The organism is Echinicola jeungdonensis, assembly GCF_030409905.1.
Lineage (GTDB): Bacteria > Bacteroidota > Bacteroidia > Cytophagales > Cyclobacteriaceae > Echinicola > Echinicola jeungdonensis.
In genome coordinates this window covers 1-15404 of record NZ_JAUFQT010000011.1, presented here as the reverse complement: position 1 = coordinate 15404, position 15404 = coordinate 1, and the positions used below count along the sequence as shown (strand labels likewise).

The 15404-nt window shown below is 42.1% G+C and carries 24 protein-coding genes and 3 pseudogenes; 5 read left to right on the top strand and 22 right to left on the bottom strand.

The window, feature by feature from the left end; all coding sequences use genetic code 11:
* Positions 1 to 168 precede the first annotated feature (168 nt).
* From QWY93_RS19305 to QWY93_RS19965, 14 genes and pseudogenes are all read right to left on the bottom strand, one after another.
* Positions 169 to 336, bottom strand: coding sequence for a phospholipase effector Tle1 domain-containing protein (locus QWY93_RS19305; RefSeq protein WP_290250046.1), 168 nt, complete (start codon positions 334 to 336; stop codon positions 169 to 171).
* 612 nt (positions 337 to 948) lie between these two features.
* Positions 949 to 1176, bottom strand: a complete 228-nt coding sequence (locus QWY93_RS19300; RefSeq protein ID WP_290250044.1) for a hypothetical protein — start codon at positions 1174 to 1176, stop codon at positions 949 to 951.
* Positions 1177 to 1546: 370 nt separating this feature from the next.
* A pseudogene (locus QWY93_RS19295) lies at positions 1547 to 2139 on the bottom strand (IS91 family transposase).
* A 131-nt stretch (positions 2140 to 2270) separates the two neighbouring features.
* Positions 2271 to 2665 (bottom strand): annotated as a pseudogene (locus QWY93_RS19290) (transposase zinc-binding domain-containing protein).
* A complete protein-coding gene (locus QWY93_RS19975; RefSeq protein ID WP_353959710.1) occupies positions 2665 to 2841 on the bottom strand; it encodes a tyrosine-type recombinase/integrase in 177 nt (58 codons plus the stop codon). The pseudogene QWY93_RS19290 and the gene QWY93_RS19975 overlap by 1 nt, the downstream one beginning before the upstream one ends.
* A gap of 6 nt (positions 2842 to 2847) precedes the next feature.
* Positions 2848 to 3087 carry a site-specific integrase gene (locus QWY93_RS19970; RefSeq protein WP_353959709.1) on the bottom strand — a complete coding sequence of 80 codons (240 nt, stop codon included), beginning with the start codon at positions 3085 to 3087 and terminating at the stop codon, positions 2848 to 2850.
* Positions 3088 to 3092: 5 nt separating this feature from the next.
* A complete protein-coding gene (locus QWY93_RS19280; RefSeq protein ID WP_290250042.1) occupies positions 3093 to 3257 on the bottom strand; it encodes a hypothetical protein in 165 nt (54 codons plus the stop codon).
* 35 nt (positions 3258 to 3292) lie between these two features.
* A complete protein-coding gene (locus QWY93_RS19275) occupies positions 3293 to 3469 on the bottom strand; it encodes a hypothetical protein (protein WP_290250040.1) in 177 nt (58 codons plus the stop codon).
* Between the two features lie 652 nt (positions 3470 to 4121).
* A complete protein-coding gene (locus QWY93_RS19270; protein WP_290250038.1) occupies positions 4122 to 4457 on the bottom strand; it encodes a phosphatidylserine decarboxylase in 336 nt (111 codons plus the stop codon).
* Positions 4441 to 4896: a phosphatidylserine decarboxylase gene (locus tag QWY93_RS19265; RefSeq protein ID WP_290250036.1), complete on the bottom strand. Its 456-nt coding sequence runs from the start codon at positions 4894 to 4896 to the stop codon at positions 4441 to 4443. Before QWY93_RS19265 ends, QWY93_RS19270 begins: the two co-directional genes overlap by 17 nt.
* Before the next feature lie 175 nt (positions 4897 to 5071).
* Entirely contained in the window at positions 5072 to 5266 is a 195-nt protein-coding gene (locus tag QWY93_RS19260; RefSeq protein ID WP_290250033.1) for a hypothetical protein, read from the bottom strand.
* A 1078-nt stretch (positions 5267 to 6344) separates the two neighbouring features.
* The gene (locus tag QWY93_RS19255) at positions 6345 to 6791 is read right to left on the bottom strand and encodes a hypothetical protein (RefSeq protein WP_290250032.1); all 447 of its coding nucleotides are present in this window, start codon (positions 6789 to 6791) and stop codon (positions 6345 to 6347) included.
* A gap of 731 nt (positions 6792 to 7522) precedes the next feature.
* Positions 7523 to 7837 carry a hypothetical protein gene (locus QWY93_RS19250; protein WP_290250029.1) on the bottom strand — a complete coding sequence of 105 codons (315 nt, stop codon included), beginning with the start codon at positions 7835 to 7837 and terminating at the stop codon, positions 7523 to 7525.
* Positions 7719 to 8075 carry a class I SAM-dependent methyltransferase gene (locus QWY93_RS19965; RefSeq protein ID WP_353959708.1) on the bottom strand — a complete coding sequence of 119 codons (357 nt, stop codon included), beginning with the start codon at positions 8073 to 8075 and terminating at the stop codon, positions 7719 to 7721. The genes QWY93_RS19250 and QWY93_RS19965 overlap by 119 nt, the downstream gene beginning before the upstream one ends.
* A gap of 984 nt (positions 8076 to 9059) precedes the next feature.
* Between QWY93_RS19965 and QWY93_RS19245 the strand changes: the two genes are divergently transcribed.
* From QWY93_RS19245 to QWY93_RS19960, 3 genes are all read left to right on the top strand, one after another.
* Entirely contained in the window at positions 9060 to 9245 is a 186-nt protein-coding gene (locus tag QWY93_RS19245) for a transposase (protein WP_290250051.1), read from the top strand.
* Entirely contained in the window at positions 9209 to 9964 is a 756-nt protein-coding gene (locus QWY93_RS19240) for an IS3 family transposase (RefSeq protein ID WP_353959712.1), read from the top strand. The genes QWY93_RS19245 and QWY93_RS19240 overlap by 37 nt, the downstream gene beginning before the upstream one ends.
* A gap of 77 nt (positions 9965 to 10041) precedes the next feature.
* A complete protein-coding gene (locus QWY93_RS19960; protein WP_353959711.1) occupies positions 10042 to 10179 on the top strand; it encodes an IS3 family transposase in 138 nt (45 codons plus the stop codon).
* A gap of 1055 nt (positions 10180 to 11234) precedes the next feature.
* Here QWY93_RS19960 and QWY93_RS19235 read toward each other — a convergent pair.
* The 8 genes and pseudogenes from QWY93_RS19235 to QWY93_RS19200 form a co-directional block, all read right to left on the bottom strand.
* Positions 11235 to 11420, bottom strand: a complete 186-nt coding sequence (locus tag QWY93_RS19235; protein ID WP_290250026.1) for a hypothetical protein — start codon at positions 11418 to 11420, stop codon at positions 11235 to 11237.
* Positions 11405 to 11986, bottom strand: a complete 582-nt coding sequence (locus tag QWY93_RS19230) for an efflux RND transporter permease subunit (RefSeq protein WP_290250024.1) — start codon at positions 11984 to 11986, stop codon at positions 11405 to 11407. The genes QWY93_RS19235 and QWY93_RS19230 overlap by 16 nt, the downstream gene beginning before the upstream one ends.
* The gene (locus QWY93_RS19225) at positions 11943 to 12179 is read right to left on the bottom strand and encodes an efflux RND transporter permease subunit (protein WP_290250023.1); all 237 of its coding nucleotides are present in this window, start codon (positions 12177 to 12179) and stop codon (positions 11943 to 11945) included. Before QWY93_RS19225 ends, QWY93_RS19230 begins: the two co-directional genes overlap by 44 nt.
* A complete protein-coding gene (locus QWY93_RS19220) occupies positions 12151 to 12435 on the bottom strand; it encodes an efflux RND transporter permease subunit (protein ID WP_290250021.1) in 285 nt (94 codons plus the stop codon). The genes QWY93_RS19225 and QWY93_RS19220 overlap by 29 nt, the downstream gene beginning before the upstream one ends.
* On the bottom strand, positions 12383 to 12613 hold the full coding sequence (locus QWY93_RS19215) for a hypothetical protein (protein ID WP_290250018.1): 231 nt from the start codon (positions 12611 to 12613) through the stop codon (positions 12383 to 12385). Before QWY93_RS19215 ends, QWY93_RS19220 begins: the two co-directional genes overlap by 53 nt.
* Positions 12614 to 12925: 312 nt before the next feature.
* Positions 12926 to 13353 (bottom strand): annotated as a pseudogene (locus QWY93_RS19210) (efflux RND transporter permease subunit).
* A 41-nt stretch (positions 13354 to 13394) separates the two neighbouring features.
* Positions 13395 to 13655, bottom strand: coding sequence for an efflux RND transporter permease subunit (locus tag QWY93_RS19205; RefSeq protein WP_290250015.1), 261 nt, complete (start codon positions 13653 to 13655; stop codon positions 13395 to 13397).
* Positions 13656 to 13683: 28 nt separating this feature from the next.
* Positions 13684 to 13875 carry a hypothetical protein gene (locus QWY93_RS19200; RefSeq protein ID WP_290250013.1) on the bottom strand — a complete coding sequence of 64 codons (192 nt, stop codon included), beginning with the start codon at positions 13873 to 13875 and terminating at the stop codon, positions 13684 to 13686.
* Positions 13876 to 14408: 533 nt separating this feature from the next.
* Between QWY93_RS19200 and QWY93_RS19195 the strand changes: the two genes are divergently transcribed.
* Complete coding sequence (locus QWY93_RS19195; protein ID WP_290250011.1) at positions 14409 to 14870, top strand: T9SS type B sorting domain-containing protein; 462 nt, start codon at positions 14409 to 14411, stop codon at positions 14868 to 14870.
* Positions 14871 to 15066: 196 nt separating this feature from the next.
* A complete protein-coding gene (yaaA, locus tag QWY93_RS19190) occupies positions 15067 to 15282 on the top strand; it encodes a peroxide stress protein YaaA (RefSeq protein ID WP_290250008.1) in 216 nt (71 codons plus the stop codon).
* Positions 15283 to 15404: the final 122 nt, after the last annotated feature.

Sequence of the window (15404 nt, the reverse complement as noted above, 5' to 3'; positions counted from 1 at the left end):
TGCAATTATTGATAAGGCCGCAAAGGCTCCGGATGGTATATAGGCCCCCCGGCTAAAGCCAAAAAGGTAAATTTCATCCCCCCAGGCTCATAGTTATGGATCAAAAAGCGGTAACCATCCTTGACATTCTTTTCCAGGCCCTGGCCAAGGGCACCACCGGCAAACTTATCATGATAGGAGCCAATGCCCCAGTATAAAAGACAATTTGTTGGTGCCATTTTGGTCGGTCGAGGCCATGCCCCGGGCAAACTGCAGCACATTGGTGGGAAAGTCTTCCTTTATATTTCGCTCCGGCCGGTTCCAGGTGCCATCGGCACAGATAACAATTTTTTTCATGGGTCGATTGGGTTTAAAAGTTCCTTAAAAATACTGCTTATATTACCTTTTCCTTACTCTTAGATTGAGGTCAATAAATTAAAAATAAGGTACAAATTTTAGACAATTGCCAGAAGTCCAGTAAACACTTTTTTTATTAACCTGAATTGACAACAATCACCAAATCAGGATAACAATTCTTAACCTTCTTTTAACGGTCTTGCATATGGCGTGTGGCGATTTTCGAAGCTCCTTCTCTTCCTCACAAGATGAACTTGATTAAGAGATGAAAAACTCGATTTTAAGATTGAACCAGCAATAAGCTATATGCAATGTTGGGGTTAGTAATCTTATTTCAGCAATTTAATTATCTCATTTTCTATATTTTGAAGACTTTCATCTAATTTTTCATTTATTCGATTTCCCAATTTAGACATTTTCTCAATATCTTTTTTTGCTTCGTTATTATCAAATTGAATCCGTTGTTTTAGATTTCGCTATGTATTCATTAATACGTTTGTTTAATGCCTTTAATTCTTTGATAAATTTGAATCTATTAAATGACCAATTGAAAATACATTGCTGGAATTTTTCTGAAAAAAATCTACAATTCTTGGAAAATGCTTTTCGAATTCAAAAATCTCTTACATCACTTAAGTCAATTATTCTGTTAGAGATTTCAGATTTAAAAACTTCAACTTTTTGTCTCCTTGTTTCAAGAAGTTCGATTCTTGCTTTTTTTAACTCAATTTCATTTTGTTTGGCTGAAATTCTTGCGTTAAAAAAAATATTTATTAAGCCCACAATTAGGGATGCTATTGAGGCAATAATGACAACAATAATTTCAGTTTCAATTTCCATAACTTCATATTTTAAGTGGTTTTTAATATTAACCCAACGTAAAGTGTTTTAAACGCAATCTAGGCAAAAAATAAACTATTTCTTAAGACTATCAAGATTGCGTTTAAAACATAGTTGGACGGAGCCGGTGAACTGCTATGGGCATTTGTCTTTCATGGATCTTTTCTTGGCGGGAGTTTTCAGGAGGTTCTTTGGTTTCGCTGTTTAAAGCTTCTAGTTTGATTGATGGTTTTGCTGGAAAAAGGCATATTTTTCCCTGGGAAACCTTTTCCTCCAATCTGTTCTTCATGATGTCAATGAACGTCCGTTTATAAAGTTTCAGGGGCCTTTTTCTTTTGGTGAAGCAATCCCGAACACCATTTTTCCCCGTTTACAGCAGGGGCAAAGGAAGAAGTCCGGGCCCAGTACCTCTTCCAGTATCTCGTAAGTGGTCAGTCCCTGGTAGAAGGAGATGTACCCTGTTCTTTTTCAGCAAGCTGAAGCAGGTTTCCATTTTGGTCCTGCTGTTTGCCGAGGCCATGATCCCGTAGTACCTGATCTTGTAAAATCCAGAAGGGAGGATGTGCTGCATAAACCTCCTTACAAACTCGTGGCAGCTGAGGCTCATGTCCTGTTCCTGTTGTCCCTGTAGTCCTTCCACCTGAAACTGACCGCTTTCCCATCAGTCCATTGGATCCTGCTGTTGCTGATGGCCACGCGGTGGGTATACCTTCCCAGATAGCTGACCACCTGGTTTGCCCCCCTGAAGGTCTTTTTGATGTAGACATGCCAAAACTTTGCATAGGCTTCCCGCCTGAGAAGCCTTGGGTCGGCAAACAGTTTTGCCTGCTTTTCCGGTATCCTGAGAAGGTTTCCTTCCAACGCCCTGATAAGTTTTTCCATAAATACGCCCCTGTAAATAGCTGACAGTGCCTTCACCGGGAACAAAGAACTTTTTATGGGCGACGATCCACTCCTGCCCATCGCTGTCCAGTCCCCCGGCAGGAACAAGCATGTGGATATGTGGATGGTAGGACAGGGACTGTCCCCATGTATGCAGCACCGCATACAGCCGCTTTCAACCCCCAGAAAAGCGGGGTTCAGGGCAGCCTTTTTCACTGCGGCCGAAGAGGCTTCAAACAGGAGCTTGTAACACCATACCGCTGGGGTATAAAAAAGCGGCCTGAGAAAGTCCGGGGACGGTGAACACTACGTGAAAGTACCTCACGGCAGCAACCTGCTCCTGAGCTTTTTACCCATACCTGCTGTTTGATATACTGGCACTTGGGACAATGGCGGTTCCGGCAGCTGTTATAGCTCGTTTTGTATGGCCACAGCTGTCACATGCCAGGGTATGGGAACCCATTTCAGATGTCCTGCAGGAAATGATGTCCAGATAGGCCTTGTACTGGGCGGTACACGGGCTGTTTCCTGAAAGAAAGGATTCTTTCTGCCCCAGAAGGATATCGGAAAGTTCTACCCCGCTGTTCCTCTTGTTAAGGATATCCATCACAGCTCGTCCAGGGGACTTTTGATCTGTGCCGGATTCAAGTGGTCACATGCAGGTAAAACCGTAGTGGTCCTGAGGGATTTGTGGCCCAACAGCTCCTGGATTAACCTGACATTGGTTCCCTGCTCAAGAAGGTGCGTGGCAAAGGAGTGGCGAAGGGTATGGAAAGGAAGCATGCTTTGTTACCCCTGCGCATTCCATGGCTTTTTTAAAACGCACTGTGCACTCTTTTCACTGTAGGGTTTGCCAGGTGTCCGGCCTTCGAAAAGATAGGTTTTGGGCCGGTAGTACCTGTAGTATTCCCGGAGCCTTTCCAACAGCCCTTTTGGCAGCAGGGTATACCTGTCCTTATATCCCTTTCCTCCCCTTACTTTCAGCTGCATCCTGTCACTGTCGATATCACAGGGCTTCAGGCTGATCACCTCGTTCAGCCTAGACCGGAGGCGTAGGTGAGGGCCAGCAGGCAATAAGCTTTCTGTTCCTTATGGAGTTCAGTATAAGGGATATCTCCTCTTTCGAAAAAACAGAAGGGAGGAGTGGGGGCCGTCTGGGCCGCTTGATTCTTACCGGATCCCAGCTCTGCCCAGGACATCTTGAAAAGTATTTTGAACGCACTGATGGTCTGATTCACCCCTGAAGGGGACATTTTGTTGACTTCGACCTTATGGAAAAGGTATTCCTTAACTTACCAATACTGATCTGTTCGGGGATCTTTCCAAAATGTTTGGAAACTGCCGATACAAGGCTGATGTAGGTACTGATGGTCCTGGGGGAATAGTTCCTGACCAACATTTCCTCATACATCCGTTGACGAAGACTTTTTTTTCCATGATGTTATTTATTTAATGGTAAAACATGGAGTGAATTTAGGGTAAATCACTGAAAATAAATTGGTTAACTGTTCAAAATCAAATAGCTACGACGTAGGAGGTTTTGTTCAACTTACTTATAATCTTGTTTTTCAGGTCTTACCCAACCATATGCGTTGGGTATATGGGCAGTTTCCAGGTTTAATTATCAATAAAGGAAATTTGACGTCCTTATTTTTTTCACTTCAAAAGGATTACCACTTTGTAATTTAGCATTAGTAATGAATTGTCCCCGTTTTTGTTTTTTTCTACGAATAGCCTGAATCTGATAAAAAATTCATTTCCTCCCAACCATCAAAAAACTTCCACTACCCGGGCAAACCTTTTAAAAGAATACCGCTATAACCTATTTTTCCCAAAAAGTGAAAAATACCAGATCAAGGTAAGCTGATCATTTATTTTTTTGCAAAAATCGGATTGAAAACTTAGTGTTGCGGTCTCCACTACTCAAGGTGAGATTGCTTCATTCCGCTAAGGCTTCATTCGCAATGACGTCTTAGAACATATTTCAGTGACCTTAAATCGTTATCTTGCTACCAAAAATCAACTACTTGATACATCTAATGTCTCAAATCTCCCATCTCATATCATTTCACCCTTCCCAACTCCTCGCCCATCAACATAGGCTTAAAGCCATCCCCTTCCCTGGGAGCGGTGAGGGTGAAATTTACCTTATCCTGAAAAAACCATAATAAAGTCGGAGCCGCCAAAGGCAAAATGGCCCAGCATATTCCTTTTTTCACCTTATCCCCGGGCTTTAGCTGCTTTTCAAGGTTAACCGAATTGACTACGGCCATGCCTATGGGCAGCAAGGCCACCAGGCCATATTTACTGGTATCCAATATTACACAGCCCCTGGTTTCCACCACCTGCCAGCCGATGGAGGAGGGATCAAAACCATATCGCTTATTTGGGCATCCCACCAAAATTCACCCCCGAAGGATTCACCCCAGGGATCACCCGGATTTCTTTAATAGTTCCACTCATGGGGAAGTGAAAGCGGTGATAATCACTGATTCCCAAAAAAGAATGGGTAAAGGTCCCCTTAGCAAAGGCATTTTTATAGGCACTTTCTTTTCCTAAAAGCTCGGGGATGGATTGGACCCTTGCTGATTTTACCGGAACGCCCTCTTTTGAAATAATTTCTGAATTTCCATCAATGTCCCATACTCCCTGTGGGCGGGAATCCGCAAAAGCAGCCACCACTGAAGGATCATCAGGAGAGGCAATGGGCCTTTGGTCCGGGGACTTAAGATGGCGGGCAAAAAACTGATTAAAGGTTTTCCAGTTGGGGATCTTCATACCAACCTTTATGCAACCCAAAAGCAGGATCCTCCAGGGCCATTTGATAGTATTCCTCATTCCAGGAGGCCTCCGTTTCTAAAAACGGGCCCAGGATTGGTCAAAAGTGATAAGCCAGGAGGCAATGGGTTCGGCATACTGTAAGGTGTTTTTGTAATTTCCTTTCCCTTCCAGTTCGGGCAAGGGCTGATCCAGCAAAAAGTAAAAATAAATCAGGCTTTGGCTGGTCTGACTCTCAAAGCCCGTTGTTAATTGGTTTCCTGCAATAAATCCCAGGGCATACTCCTTTCACAATGCGAAACAAACTTAAAGTATTCCTCCAGGCTTTGGGCAGGTTGGTCTTTTTATCGGGGTTGATCTGTTGGGCAATTTCCAGGGAGGAAACCAGCATGGATTTTACCTCTGGATTATTTTCCACAATCTCTATCAAAGCCTTAGTGCTTCACCATAATCCTTTTTTTTCCTGAGATTTCGACGGATTGAAGGCCGAAAAAGCAGCCATTATTAGGATAAAAAAGCAGTATTTTGAAGTTCAGAAAGGATGGTTTCATGGAAGGCAGGGTTATTTTGGGGGTTTAAAACAGGATATCACATTAACCTAACACAAAGGTCAGGAACGATAATAGGCAGAACCGGAAGGTGTTTTCCTTCCGGATATATCAAGCAATAAATTAACATTTTATAAAGAGATTTTCAACCGTTGTCCCGCTGTCTCCGACAAGAGACCATAAAAATTGAGTCTAATGCGCTATTTAAACAAGGATTTGAAATCATGGAGAGCAGGTTTGCCTAAAATGGCTCATTATGCAAATATTGACAGAAAGCGGCTTTAGCGGAAAGAAGTGGGCAGTAGTAAGAATTATGCGGCTAAAGCCAAAAGGTGGCGGAGCTTTATTACCCAGGATTTAAACCCCGGGTTATGATAGTAATCGCCCCTATCAGGGCTTTTGAACTAGATTCTAAAAGCTAACCTTTGTCAAAGCTATGGGCTCTATACCCTCCGCCATTCGACATTTGTAATGTAAAATCCTTAATAAGCAAAAATCTGAAATCCCGGAGAGGGAGAGCAAGTTCCCCTTAAATGGCTCATTGTGCAAATATTGATAGGATGAGCCTTTAGCGAAAAAGGGTGGGCAGTAGTGACTTTTTGCTGGTAAAGCCAGGAGGTAGGGTTGAATTTTTAAGCTAGGGGATAATCACCCCTGGCCTGGATATTTTGCGGGGCTAGGTCTTGCTAAGAATGAAGTTACCCAAAGCCTTATCATGGCTTGAGGGTTTCAAAAAAAAGTCCATATCAAAACTACCACATATCAACACTTCACCCCCAAGAATTTACCACAAAGCCTTCTTGTCCACTACCACAGAAGTTAGCCCCTAAGGTTAAGGGACAACATTCGGTAGCTCAAAGGCACTTTTATTGACATTGACCTAGCGAATCACCGTGACGCAAGTGGGCATCCAAAGCACCAATCGGAATTTTCATGGTCTTTTGCCCTTGCATTCCAGGCCTATGGCAAAATCGTCACCTTACCGTCATTCACCTGGGTGTAGGTTAAAATCGCGAAGCCTCCCCCGAGGGCGATCTCTGAAATGTGGCCTGTAAATCCGCCATCGTCATCAGGATTAGCAAATATCTGAAAAACTAAGTTTCCTTCGGAGTCAAAAAGCTCCCATTGATCATTGGAGATTTTTAGCTGACCATGCGGGACCTCTACTGTGGTATTGTCGAAAATCGGTTGCAGAACCCAGCCTATATCCCTCTGGGGATCAAAACTTAAGGTGGGCACGAATTCGAAATCGAAAACATAGAACCCCAGACCATTGTTGAAGTTTACCGGGTTGTCGGAATCATAGCTAAAACTGCCAGTTTGTACAGTTTCTGAAATTCCAAAATCGAAATTGAAGCCTGCAGAGTTGAATGAAAACAGGTAGGTGACAATATTATCTTTCGACATCTGCATGCCTGTTTGCTTGCATACACCGGGGTTTCCTGGGTGATTGCAGGCCCCTCAATCTGGGCTGCAGCTAAAATTTAGAATGAGCCCCAAAAGAAGGAGGGGAATAAATAAGTAAGCCTGTAATGTTTTCATAGCGATGCCTCATTTTAGATTAAATCCTTTGCTGAAAGCGTTAATGGAATTACCCTTATCTAAAATGATAGGGCCAAATTATGGCTAAGGCACTAAATTGTATCAGGTTTCCTCTTCTATTTTTTAAAGATTAATCCTAACATTATATTACACCAAAATTGGAGTATAATATCCAATACCACCCTGCTATAATACAAACACACAGTATTATTTTATATAATATTACCTGCCATTTATTTTAATAAATATTATATAATTTACGTTATTTCACCCTTAACATCAACTAATTAAATAGATAGTATAAAAGGAGGTATATTATGCAGTATTATCGCACAAAATCTACGACTTTGCATAATAAACCCATTGGCCGGACGGCTGAGCTGAGGGTCCTTAAAATTTTAGCCTACGGTTCTCTATACAAAAATTGGAAAAGAATTTTTAAACAAAATGGTAAACGGTATTTAGGGAAGTACAATACTTTATTATTTCACTTAACATTTTATTTGTTCAAAATCCATACTTTCCTGAAATGGTAAGTATTACATTCATTTCAATGCATTTTTAAACATTATTTTGAGTCGTTTTTCCCTTACCTACTATGGCCCTCCAATTAGCCTAATTGAACCATCAGGTTCAAAATTTATTCGTTCCCGAATTTTATCTTTTAATTTATCTTGGGAGTTCTTATTTAATGACTGTAAAAAACCGGGTGCAGGCCCTTGTCCACCAAAAAATGGATTCCAATAATCATCAAAATCTTTAAATACAGTTTCAATTTCAAGAAAAGAAGCTTCAACTTCTACTAGCCCAACCTTTCTCAATTCTTTTGATAAATTTTTCTGAATTACAAATAGGAAATCTTTTTCCTTCGTCAAGGTTTTTAGAGGATGAATCAATTTGGCAGGAAGCATCCCAAAAATATCTTAAGAATTCCATTTTTTCAGCATAATCCCATACGTAAGCTGCAATAACTCCCCCTGGCCTGGTTACTCTTTTCATTTCCAATAAAGCATTCTCTATATCAGGGAAGAAGTTTAGTGCAAGCCCCGATACTACGACATCAAATCTTTGATCATCAAATGGCAAATCATCAACATTACCGACTTTAAAATCCCGGTTCATTGAAACCCTTTGCTTCGCTTTTTTCAATGTATCCGATGGATGTATCTATACCTGATAAGCTTGAGGGGCTCTCATAATTTTCAATGGCCTGGCTCAAGGCACCCGTTCCACAACCAATATCGAGCCAGTTCTTATGGGAAGGAATATCAAGCCATCGCAAAAAATTTAATGGCCATTAACGAACTCCATCTTCCCATAAAATATTCATAAGAATCCCCATCATTCATTCGTCTTTTATCTGGGTCATAGTTCAAATCATTGTTCAAGTAAGCTTATTTTTCTATATGATATTTCCGAGTATTTATCTCCCAAATCGTTGAACCTGCAGGTTTTTTACCATTATGATTCATCACCAGGAAATCCTTTAAAAATTATTTCATTGCTTGAGAATTGTTTTCCGTTATACCGCTCTTATTTTAGAACAATAATTTTATAGGTCTTTATGATCTGGATATAATCTAAAAAATAAGGCCCACTGGGTAAATCTTATCCAATGAAAGGTCCCTGACATTTGATTTTCCACTTTTGAAAATTTAAAACTCAAATAGGAATTCATTTCTTCCTCTCCGGTTAAAAATCTCCCAATACTCAACCGATTTTTTTCAAAGAACACCTCTTGGACATATTTTCCCGAAAAGTGAGAAACACCTTTAGAAGTTAATAAAAAGCCCTCATTATTTCAACCCATTCCTCGGGTTACCTATTACCGCTATTCGACATTTGCAATGTCAAATTCCAATAAATCAGGATTTGTAACCCTGTAGAACAAGGGACTTTTTAATGGCTCATTGTTCAAATATTAATAGAATGGGGCTTTAGCGAAAAAGGGTTGGCAGTAAGTGACTGTTAGGCGGCTAAAGCCAAGAGATGGGTGTGGCTATATTTCCGGGTTTTGAACCCCGGGTAATTTTTGTAGTCGCCTTTAACAGGGCTTAAAATGGGCTCTGGGAGTGTATACCTTTGACTGGACAATAAGTTAAGCTCTTTTCTTTAAATTTGAAACAATGAGTAATAGAGAAAGGAGAAACATTTGACAAGGCCTTTAAAACGATGGCCGTAGAGCTTCATTTGAATGGAAAAACAAGTACTGAAGTTGGAAGAGAACTTGGGATTGGACCAGACCTGGTCAGGCGTTGGGCCAGGGAATTTAAAGCAAGTGAATCCAGCAGCTTTCCGGAAACGGGAAACAGCATCTAACAGAAGAAGAGAAAGGAAATCCTTGCCTTGAAAAAAGCCTGAAAGAAGCCGAACTGGAGCGTGATATTCTAAAAAAGGCAGTAAGCATCTTTTCCAAGGGGGACAACAAATATTCCGGGTTCATAAGGGCTCACAGGCACGAGTTTGCTGTTGAAAAGATGTGCAGGGTTTTTAAAGTAAGCAGAAGCGGTTTTATGGCTGGCTTAACCGAAAACCATCCAAATGTGCTGAGGAGCGAGAAGAAGTATCCAGGGGAAATCCATAAAATCTATGCTGAAAGCAAGTGCCGGTATGGAAGTCCGAAGATAACCATTGAGCTTAGGGACAGGGGCTTTTCGGTGTCCAGGCCAAGGGTTGCCAGGATAATGAAAGCAAATGGGCTCAGGAGTGTGATATCGGGGAAGTTCAGTGTCTGTACCACTGAATCTAACCACAGTTTCAGAATCAGTCCGAACCTGCTTAACAGGAACTTCAGCCCTGATGGCCCTGCAAAATCATGGGTATCGGACATTACCTACATCTGGACAGAAGAGGGATGGCTTTACCTGACCATGATCATGGACCTGTATGACCGTAAGATAATCGGATGGTCGATGTCCACCACCATGCATTGCCGGGGCAACAGTTATACCGGCATGGCGAATGGCACAGATCAACAGGCCTTTTTCAGAGACCTGGGTTTTCCATTCAGACAGGGGCGTACAATATGCCTGCGGTGAATTCAAGAATGAACTCGATTCTGAAAAGGTGAGGCAGAGCATGAGCAGAAAAGGAAACTGCTGGGACAATGCAGTAGCTGAAAACTTTCTTCAAAATCCTGAAATCGGAAACAGGATACCGTAAATACGGATCAGTAATGCAAGCAAAACAGGAAATTTTCGAATTTATTGAAATCTGGTACAATAGGAACAGGAGACACTCCTCACTTGGGTAACCTATCACCTGATCAGTTCGGAAAAACCAACAAAAAAAATTACCGTATAAAGACTGACCTCGAAATTGTCAGGGTGATTTTTTTTCAATATCGCACTGACAATTTGAGGAGCCCGCGGCAGGCGTTATTATATTAACATAGAGCTTAATCATTTGTCCAGTTTTTTGTTGCAATCCACTCCACAAATAATACGATAGCGGCCCTTCAGCTCCCATCCCTCGGGAGGCAGGCGCTCAGGGACCGCATTCGACTCCGTCGCTTGGACGACTCAAATCTCGCTACTCCCTACTATAATAAAAAAAGGCAACAGCATCTTTTAACGGTCACCTTTTCTCCTTTGCCCCATCCTCTTTTATAAGCCGTAGCGAACACAGGCGTGGAACCATTAAACTGTAGCCTCCTGCTCTAATAATCATTTTAGAAACAGAATTTAACCCTATGTGGTCAACATTATTCCGGCATTTACAATTTACCACTTGCTACTAATATCCTATTACTGGATACTTTTCTAAACTAATTCTGATACCTCAACATTGACCCAATCAACTCCTGGGGATTACGTAAATTTTTGGCTTCGTCATCATCCAACCGGACATGTAGCGCATCTTCCACATCATAGATCAAGCCGCCCACATAAACGGCATCAAATCCCAGGTCATGGACAAAAATCTGCCCCCTTCATCTTGGAAAGTGGCTTTACTCCATATTTCCCCATTACCTGGATGATGGTTTTTATCTTGGTATAATTTGTTTTCATTTTTTCTCACATTTTTATTCAGGACGTAAACCCCATTCAATTTGTCCTGGTCATATCGGAATCGATGCTAATTGGGCACCCTGGCCCTTATAGCCGGGTGCACCAATTAAACCTCATCCATAAAAACAACCAACTATAGATTATTAATAACCTGAGTTCGACTAATAAAAAAGACCGAAGCAGGGTCGCTATCGTCATTGCGACGACCAAGGGGAGGAAGCAATCTCGTTTTCAAAGACGAGACTGCTTCGTCCTCGTTCCTCCTCCTCGCAGTGACGTTTTTAGATTCGAGCTGAAGTTAATAAACATACTCCGCCACCTCGGATTCTTCTTCCTCCAAGGCTTTTTCCTCTATATGAATTTCCTTTTTCTGGTCTTTCCCAAACCTGGCCAGGATCCGGTCAAAACAGGTAATAATAACTGGCACAACTACCATGGTCAGGAACATGGAGGAAATCAGCCCCCCGATCAATGCCCAGGCCAAGCCATTTTCCACTCCGCACCGGCCCCTGATGCCAATGCAATGGGCAACATCCCAAATACCATGGCCAAAGTGGTCATCAAGATCGGACGAAACCGGATTTCCACTGCTTTGACCAAGGCAGCTTTTACCTCCAGTCCAGCTTCTTTCAGCTGATTAGTAAAGTCAACAAGCATAATGGCGTTCTTTGCAACCAGTCCCATCAGCATAGTTAATCCAAGAATACTGAAAATACTTAGCGAGCTGCTGGACATGGCCAGGGCCAAAAGAGCCCAATCACCGCCCAATGGCAGCGAAAACATTACAACAAATGGATAAACATAATTATCATACAAGACCACCATAATCAGGTAGATCAACAATATCGATGCCAACAAAGCAATTCCCAGGCTTCCAAATCCTTCTTCCTGCATTTTCATATCACCTGCATAGGAAATACTCACCTCTTTTGGAATTTCCAATTGGGCAATTCTCTCCTGAATTTTTGCCCCCACCGTACCGGTTGGTCTACCGGATACCTGGGACTTAACAGTTACAGAAACCAATTCTGTCCTGGCGCTGCAACTCACTAGGGCCTTCTGAAGGGATTACCTTAGCAAATTGCTTCAATTGAATCAACTCTCCCCTGTTATTGACAAATCCTAATGCTTCAATATCCCCGACGGATTTTCTGTCAAACTCATCCATGCGGACATTGATATCATATTCATAATCTCCATCCCGGTATTGGGCATCAGTATTGCCATTGAAAGCCACTTGCATGGTTCCGCCCCACCATACTCATGTTCAGGCCAAGGTCCGCCATTTTGGCCCGGTCCACTTCCACCCTGATTCCGGTTTCCTCCTCCAGGCTGGATTCTATTTTCCGGGTACCAGGGACTTGCTCCATTTCTGCCATAACCTTATCAGAGAAGCTTTTCAGTGTATCCAAGTCAGGGCCTGAAAGCACAATCTGAATGGGAGCATCATTGGCAGTACCGGTAATTCCAATGGGAAACTGCAGTAAATTCAGCGCCAACTATATTTTCCTCCAGTTGGATTTCTACCTTCCTGGCAAATTCAGGTGCTGTCATATTCCTTTTTTCCGCATCCACCATTTTTACGGTAATCTCTGCCGCATATGGTGTGGCCTGGCTTCCGGACATGCTTCCTGTGGTCTGCCCCACTGTGGTGAAAAAACCGGTCACTTCAGGCATTTTGGAAATAAAGTTTTTCCACTTCCCGGGTTTTGAAATTGGTTTCTTTCCAAAGTGGAAGATTTGGGCAACTCCAACCTCATAATAAATTCCCCTTTGTCACCCTGACTCACAAATTCACTTCCGATAAAGCCATTGCTAAACCAGCATAAAGGAAGAAACAAACAGCACAAGAGTAACTACCAGTGTAACGATTTTGTTATAAAAGACCATTTCAGGATTCCAGTCAACCAATCCACCACACTGTCCAACATCTTCTCAAAGCCATTGACAATCCGGCCAAATATACTTTTCGGATTGATATGCTCCAGCTTAGAAAAAGCGGCTGGTCAACAAGGGTATCAAGGTAAAGGCCACCAACAAACTCATTAAGGTCGCTACGGCCACTGTAATACTAAATTGGGTTAAAATTCCTGCAATCAATCCTCCGGTCATGGAAAGCGGCACAAACACTACCACAATCACCAGGGTAATAGAGGTTACAGTGCCTCCAATTTCCCGGATCCCATCATAGGAAGCTTGTATGGCAGATTTCCCTTTTTCCATATGCCGGTAAATGTTCTCAATTACCACAATAGCATCATCCACCAGGTCCCCACCACCAGTGAAAGAGCCAATAAACTCATCAGGTTCAAGGTAAATCCAGCCAGATACATCAGGGTAAAAGTGGCAATAATGGAAGCAGGCACAGCAATCATTACAATCAAAGCATTCCGGAAACTGTGCAGGAACAAGAGCATAATTGCAGCCACCAACAATACCGCAATCATCAAATCGTGAATCACTGCTTCCGCAGCTCCAGGGTAAAGTCAGAGGAATCCTGGGAGACCTCAAACTTCAAATCACTTCCCTGGTAAGTGGCTTCCAAATCAGCCAATGCCTCATCAACCCTTTCTGCCACATCCACTGCATTGGCATCCGATTGTTTTTGGATGGTTATCCCAATGGCGCTATTGCCATTCAGCCGACTTAGAATTTCCTCTTCCTTATTGGAGTCAACCACCTCAGCCACATCATTAACTTTTATGGTAGATCCACCCATATTGCTGACCACCAATTCCCGATCTCATTCACGCTGGTGAATTCCCCGCAAGCCGGATCAAAATCTGTTCATCATCACTTTTTAATTTTCCGGTTGGGAAATCCAGGTTGGCAGAAGTTATGGCCTGGTTGACCTGTAAGGGAGAAATCCCATAAGCTTCCAATTTATTCTGGTTCAGGTTGACCTTACCAGCAGATCCTAACCAATGAAGATTGTCCAAGAATAAGAGATTTGAACCTGGTTTAAAATGATCAGGTAATATATGAAGTATCAGGCCCGCAATATCAATGTAACTCTCCAAGAGGGGTTTACCGAGCCGTACTTATCCTGGGTTTGATCCTGATGATTATATTTTTATGTGGAGGAACAGTGAGGGCACAATAGTCAATAGGGGTCAGACAATATCCTCCGCTCAACAAGAAGAATTATCACTGGAGGTTCAACCAAAAATTGGGCTGCCTGCCCGGGACCTCCAATTACTTTTGAAACCGTCCCATTTGTTCACCAAGCCCAGGTATCCCTGAATGCAGAGTCCGGCATTTGTTTTGACAACACCCCTGCTGTCATTACTGCTGATATTGATGTTGAACTATCTGATGAAATCAGGATAGAATGGCACCGGGTAACTAATGGAAATTCAGAAAGGATCCCCCAATTTGACGATTTGACTGAAATTTCAGTAGATGAATCTGGGACATACCGGGCTTTTGTAATCAAATGAAACCGCAGACCTGCAATGTATCATAGGAACAGATGAAATTGAAGTTTTCAGATCGGATTCAGAACACCTGTTTAGAGGAGAGTTATACCATTTGTGCCATTGAAGGGGTGTCTACAACCTTGGATTCATTGGGAAATTGGTCTGAATATGAGTGGGCGCTTGATGGAGAATGGTCAGCACTGACTCCACCTTCACTCCTATCGAACCGGGCAATTATGAACTTATTCTTTCAGATCAGGCCAGCTGTGAATATGCACTTTCATTTGAAAGTAATTGAGGATTGTAGGCTCCTGATCACCATTCCTACAGGTCTTGTCCCTGGAGACGAGGAAAGAAACTTTGTTGTTTACGTCAATGATTTTGTGGATGAGATCAGTGTTTTGATTTATAACCGATGGGGCGAGTTAATTTATCATTGTATAGAGGAAAATGTCCAGAAAATTCCCCATTTTGCGAATGGAATGGATTTGTCAATGGCAAAAAGGTCCCCATAGGCACCTACCCTGTCATTGTCAAATATAAAAGCCAGGACCAAAACCTAGAACAAATCTCAAAAAAGCTATTGTAGTAGTAGAATAAACGCATGATCACATTAATTTCCCCAGCCAAATCACTGGATTTAAGCAGCACTGACATTTCATTATCGACTCAACCTGATTTTCCAAAGGAAATCCAATCCTTGGTTTCCATATGAAGAAAAAGTCCACTTCTGACATCCAAAATTTGATGAAAGTCAGTGAAAACATTGGAGAACTTAACCATGAGAGGTATAGAAATTTTGAAAAAGAGTTTACCCGGGAAAATTTCAAAGCAGGCGCTTTTGACTTTAATGGGGATGTTTACAGAAATATGGATATTGAACATTATTCCTTAAAGGATTTTGAAATTTGCCCAAGAACATCTTAGGATCCTTTCCGGTTTATATACGGATCCTTAAACCCATGGACTTGATCCAACCCTATCGTTGGAGATGGGAATTTCCCTGGAAAATAAAAAAGGGAAAAACCCTTTATGAATTCTGGGGCGAT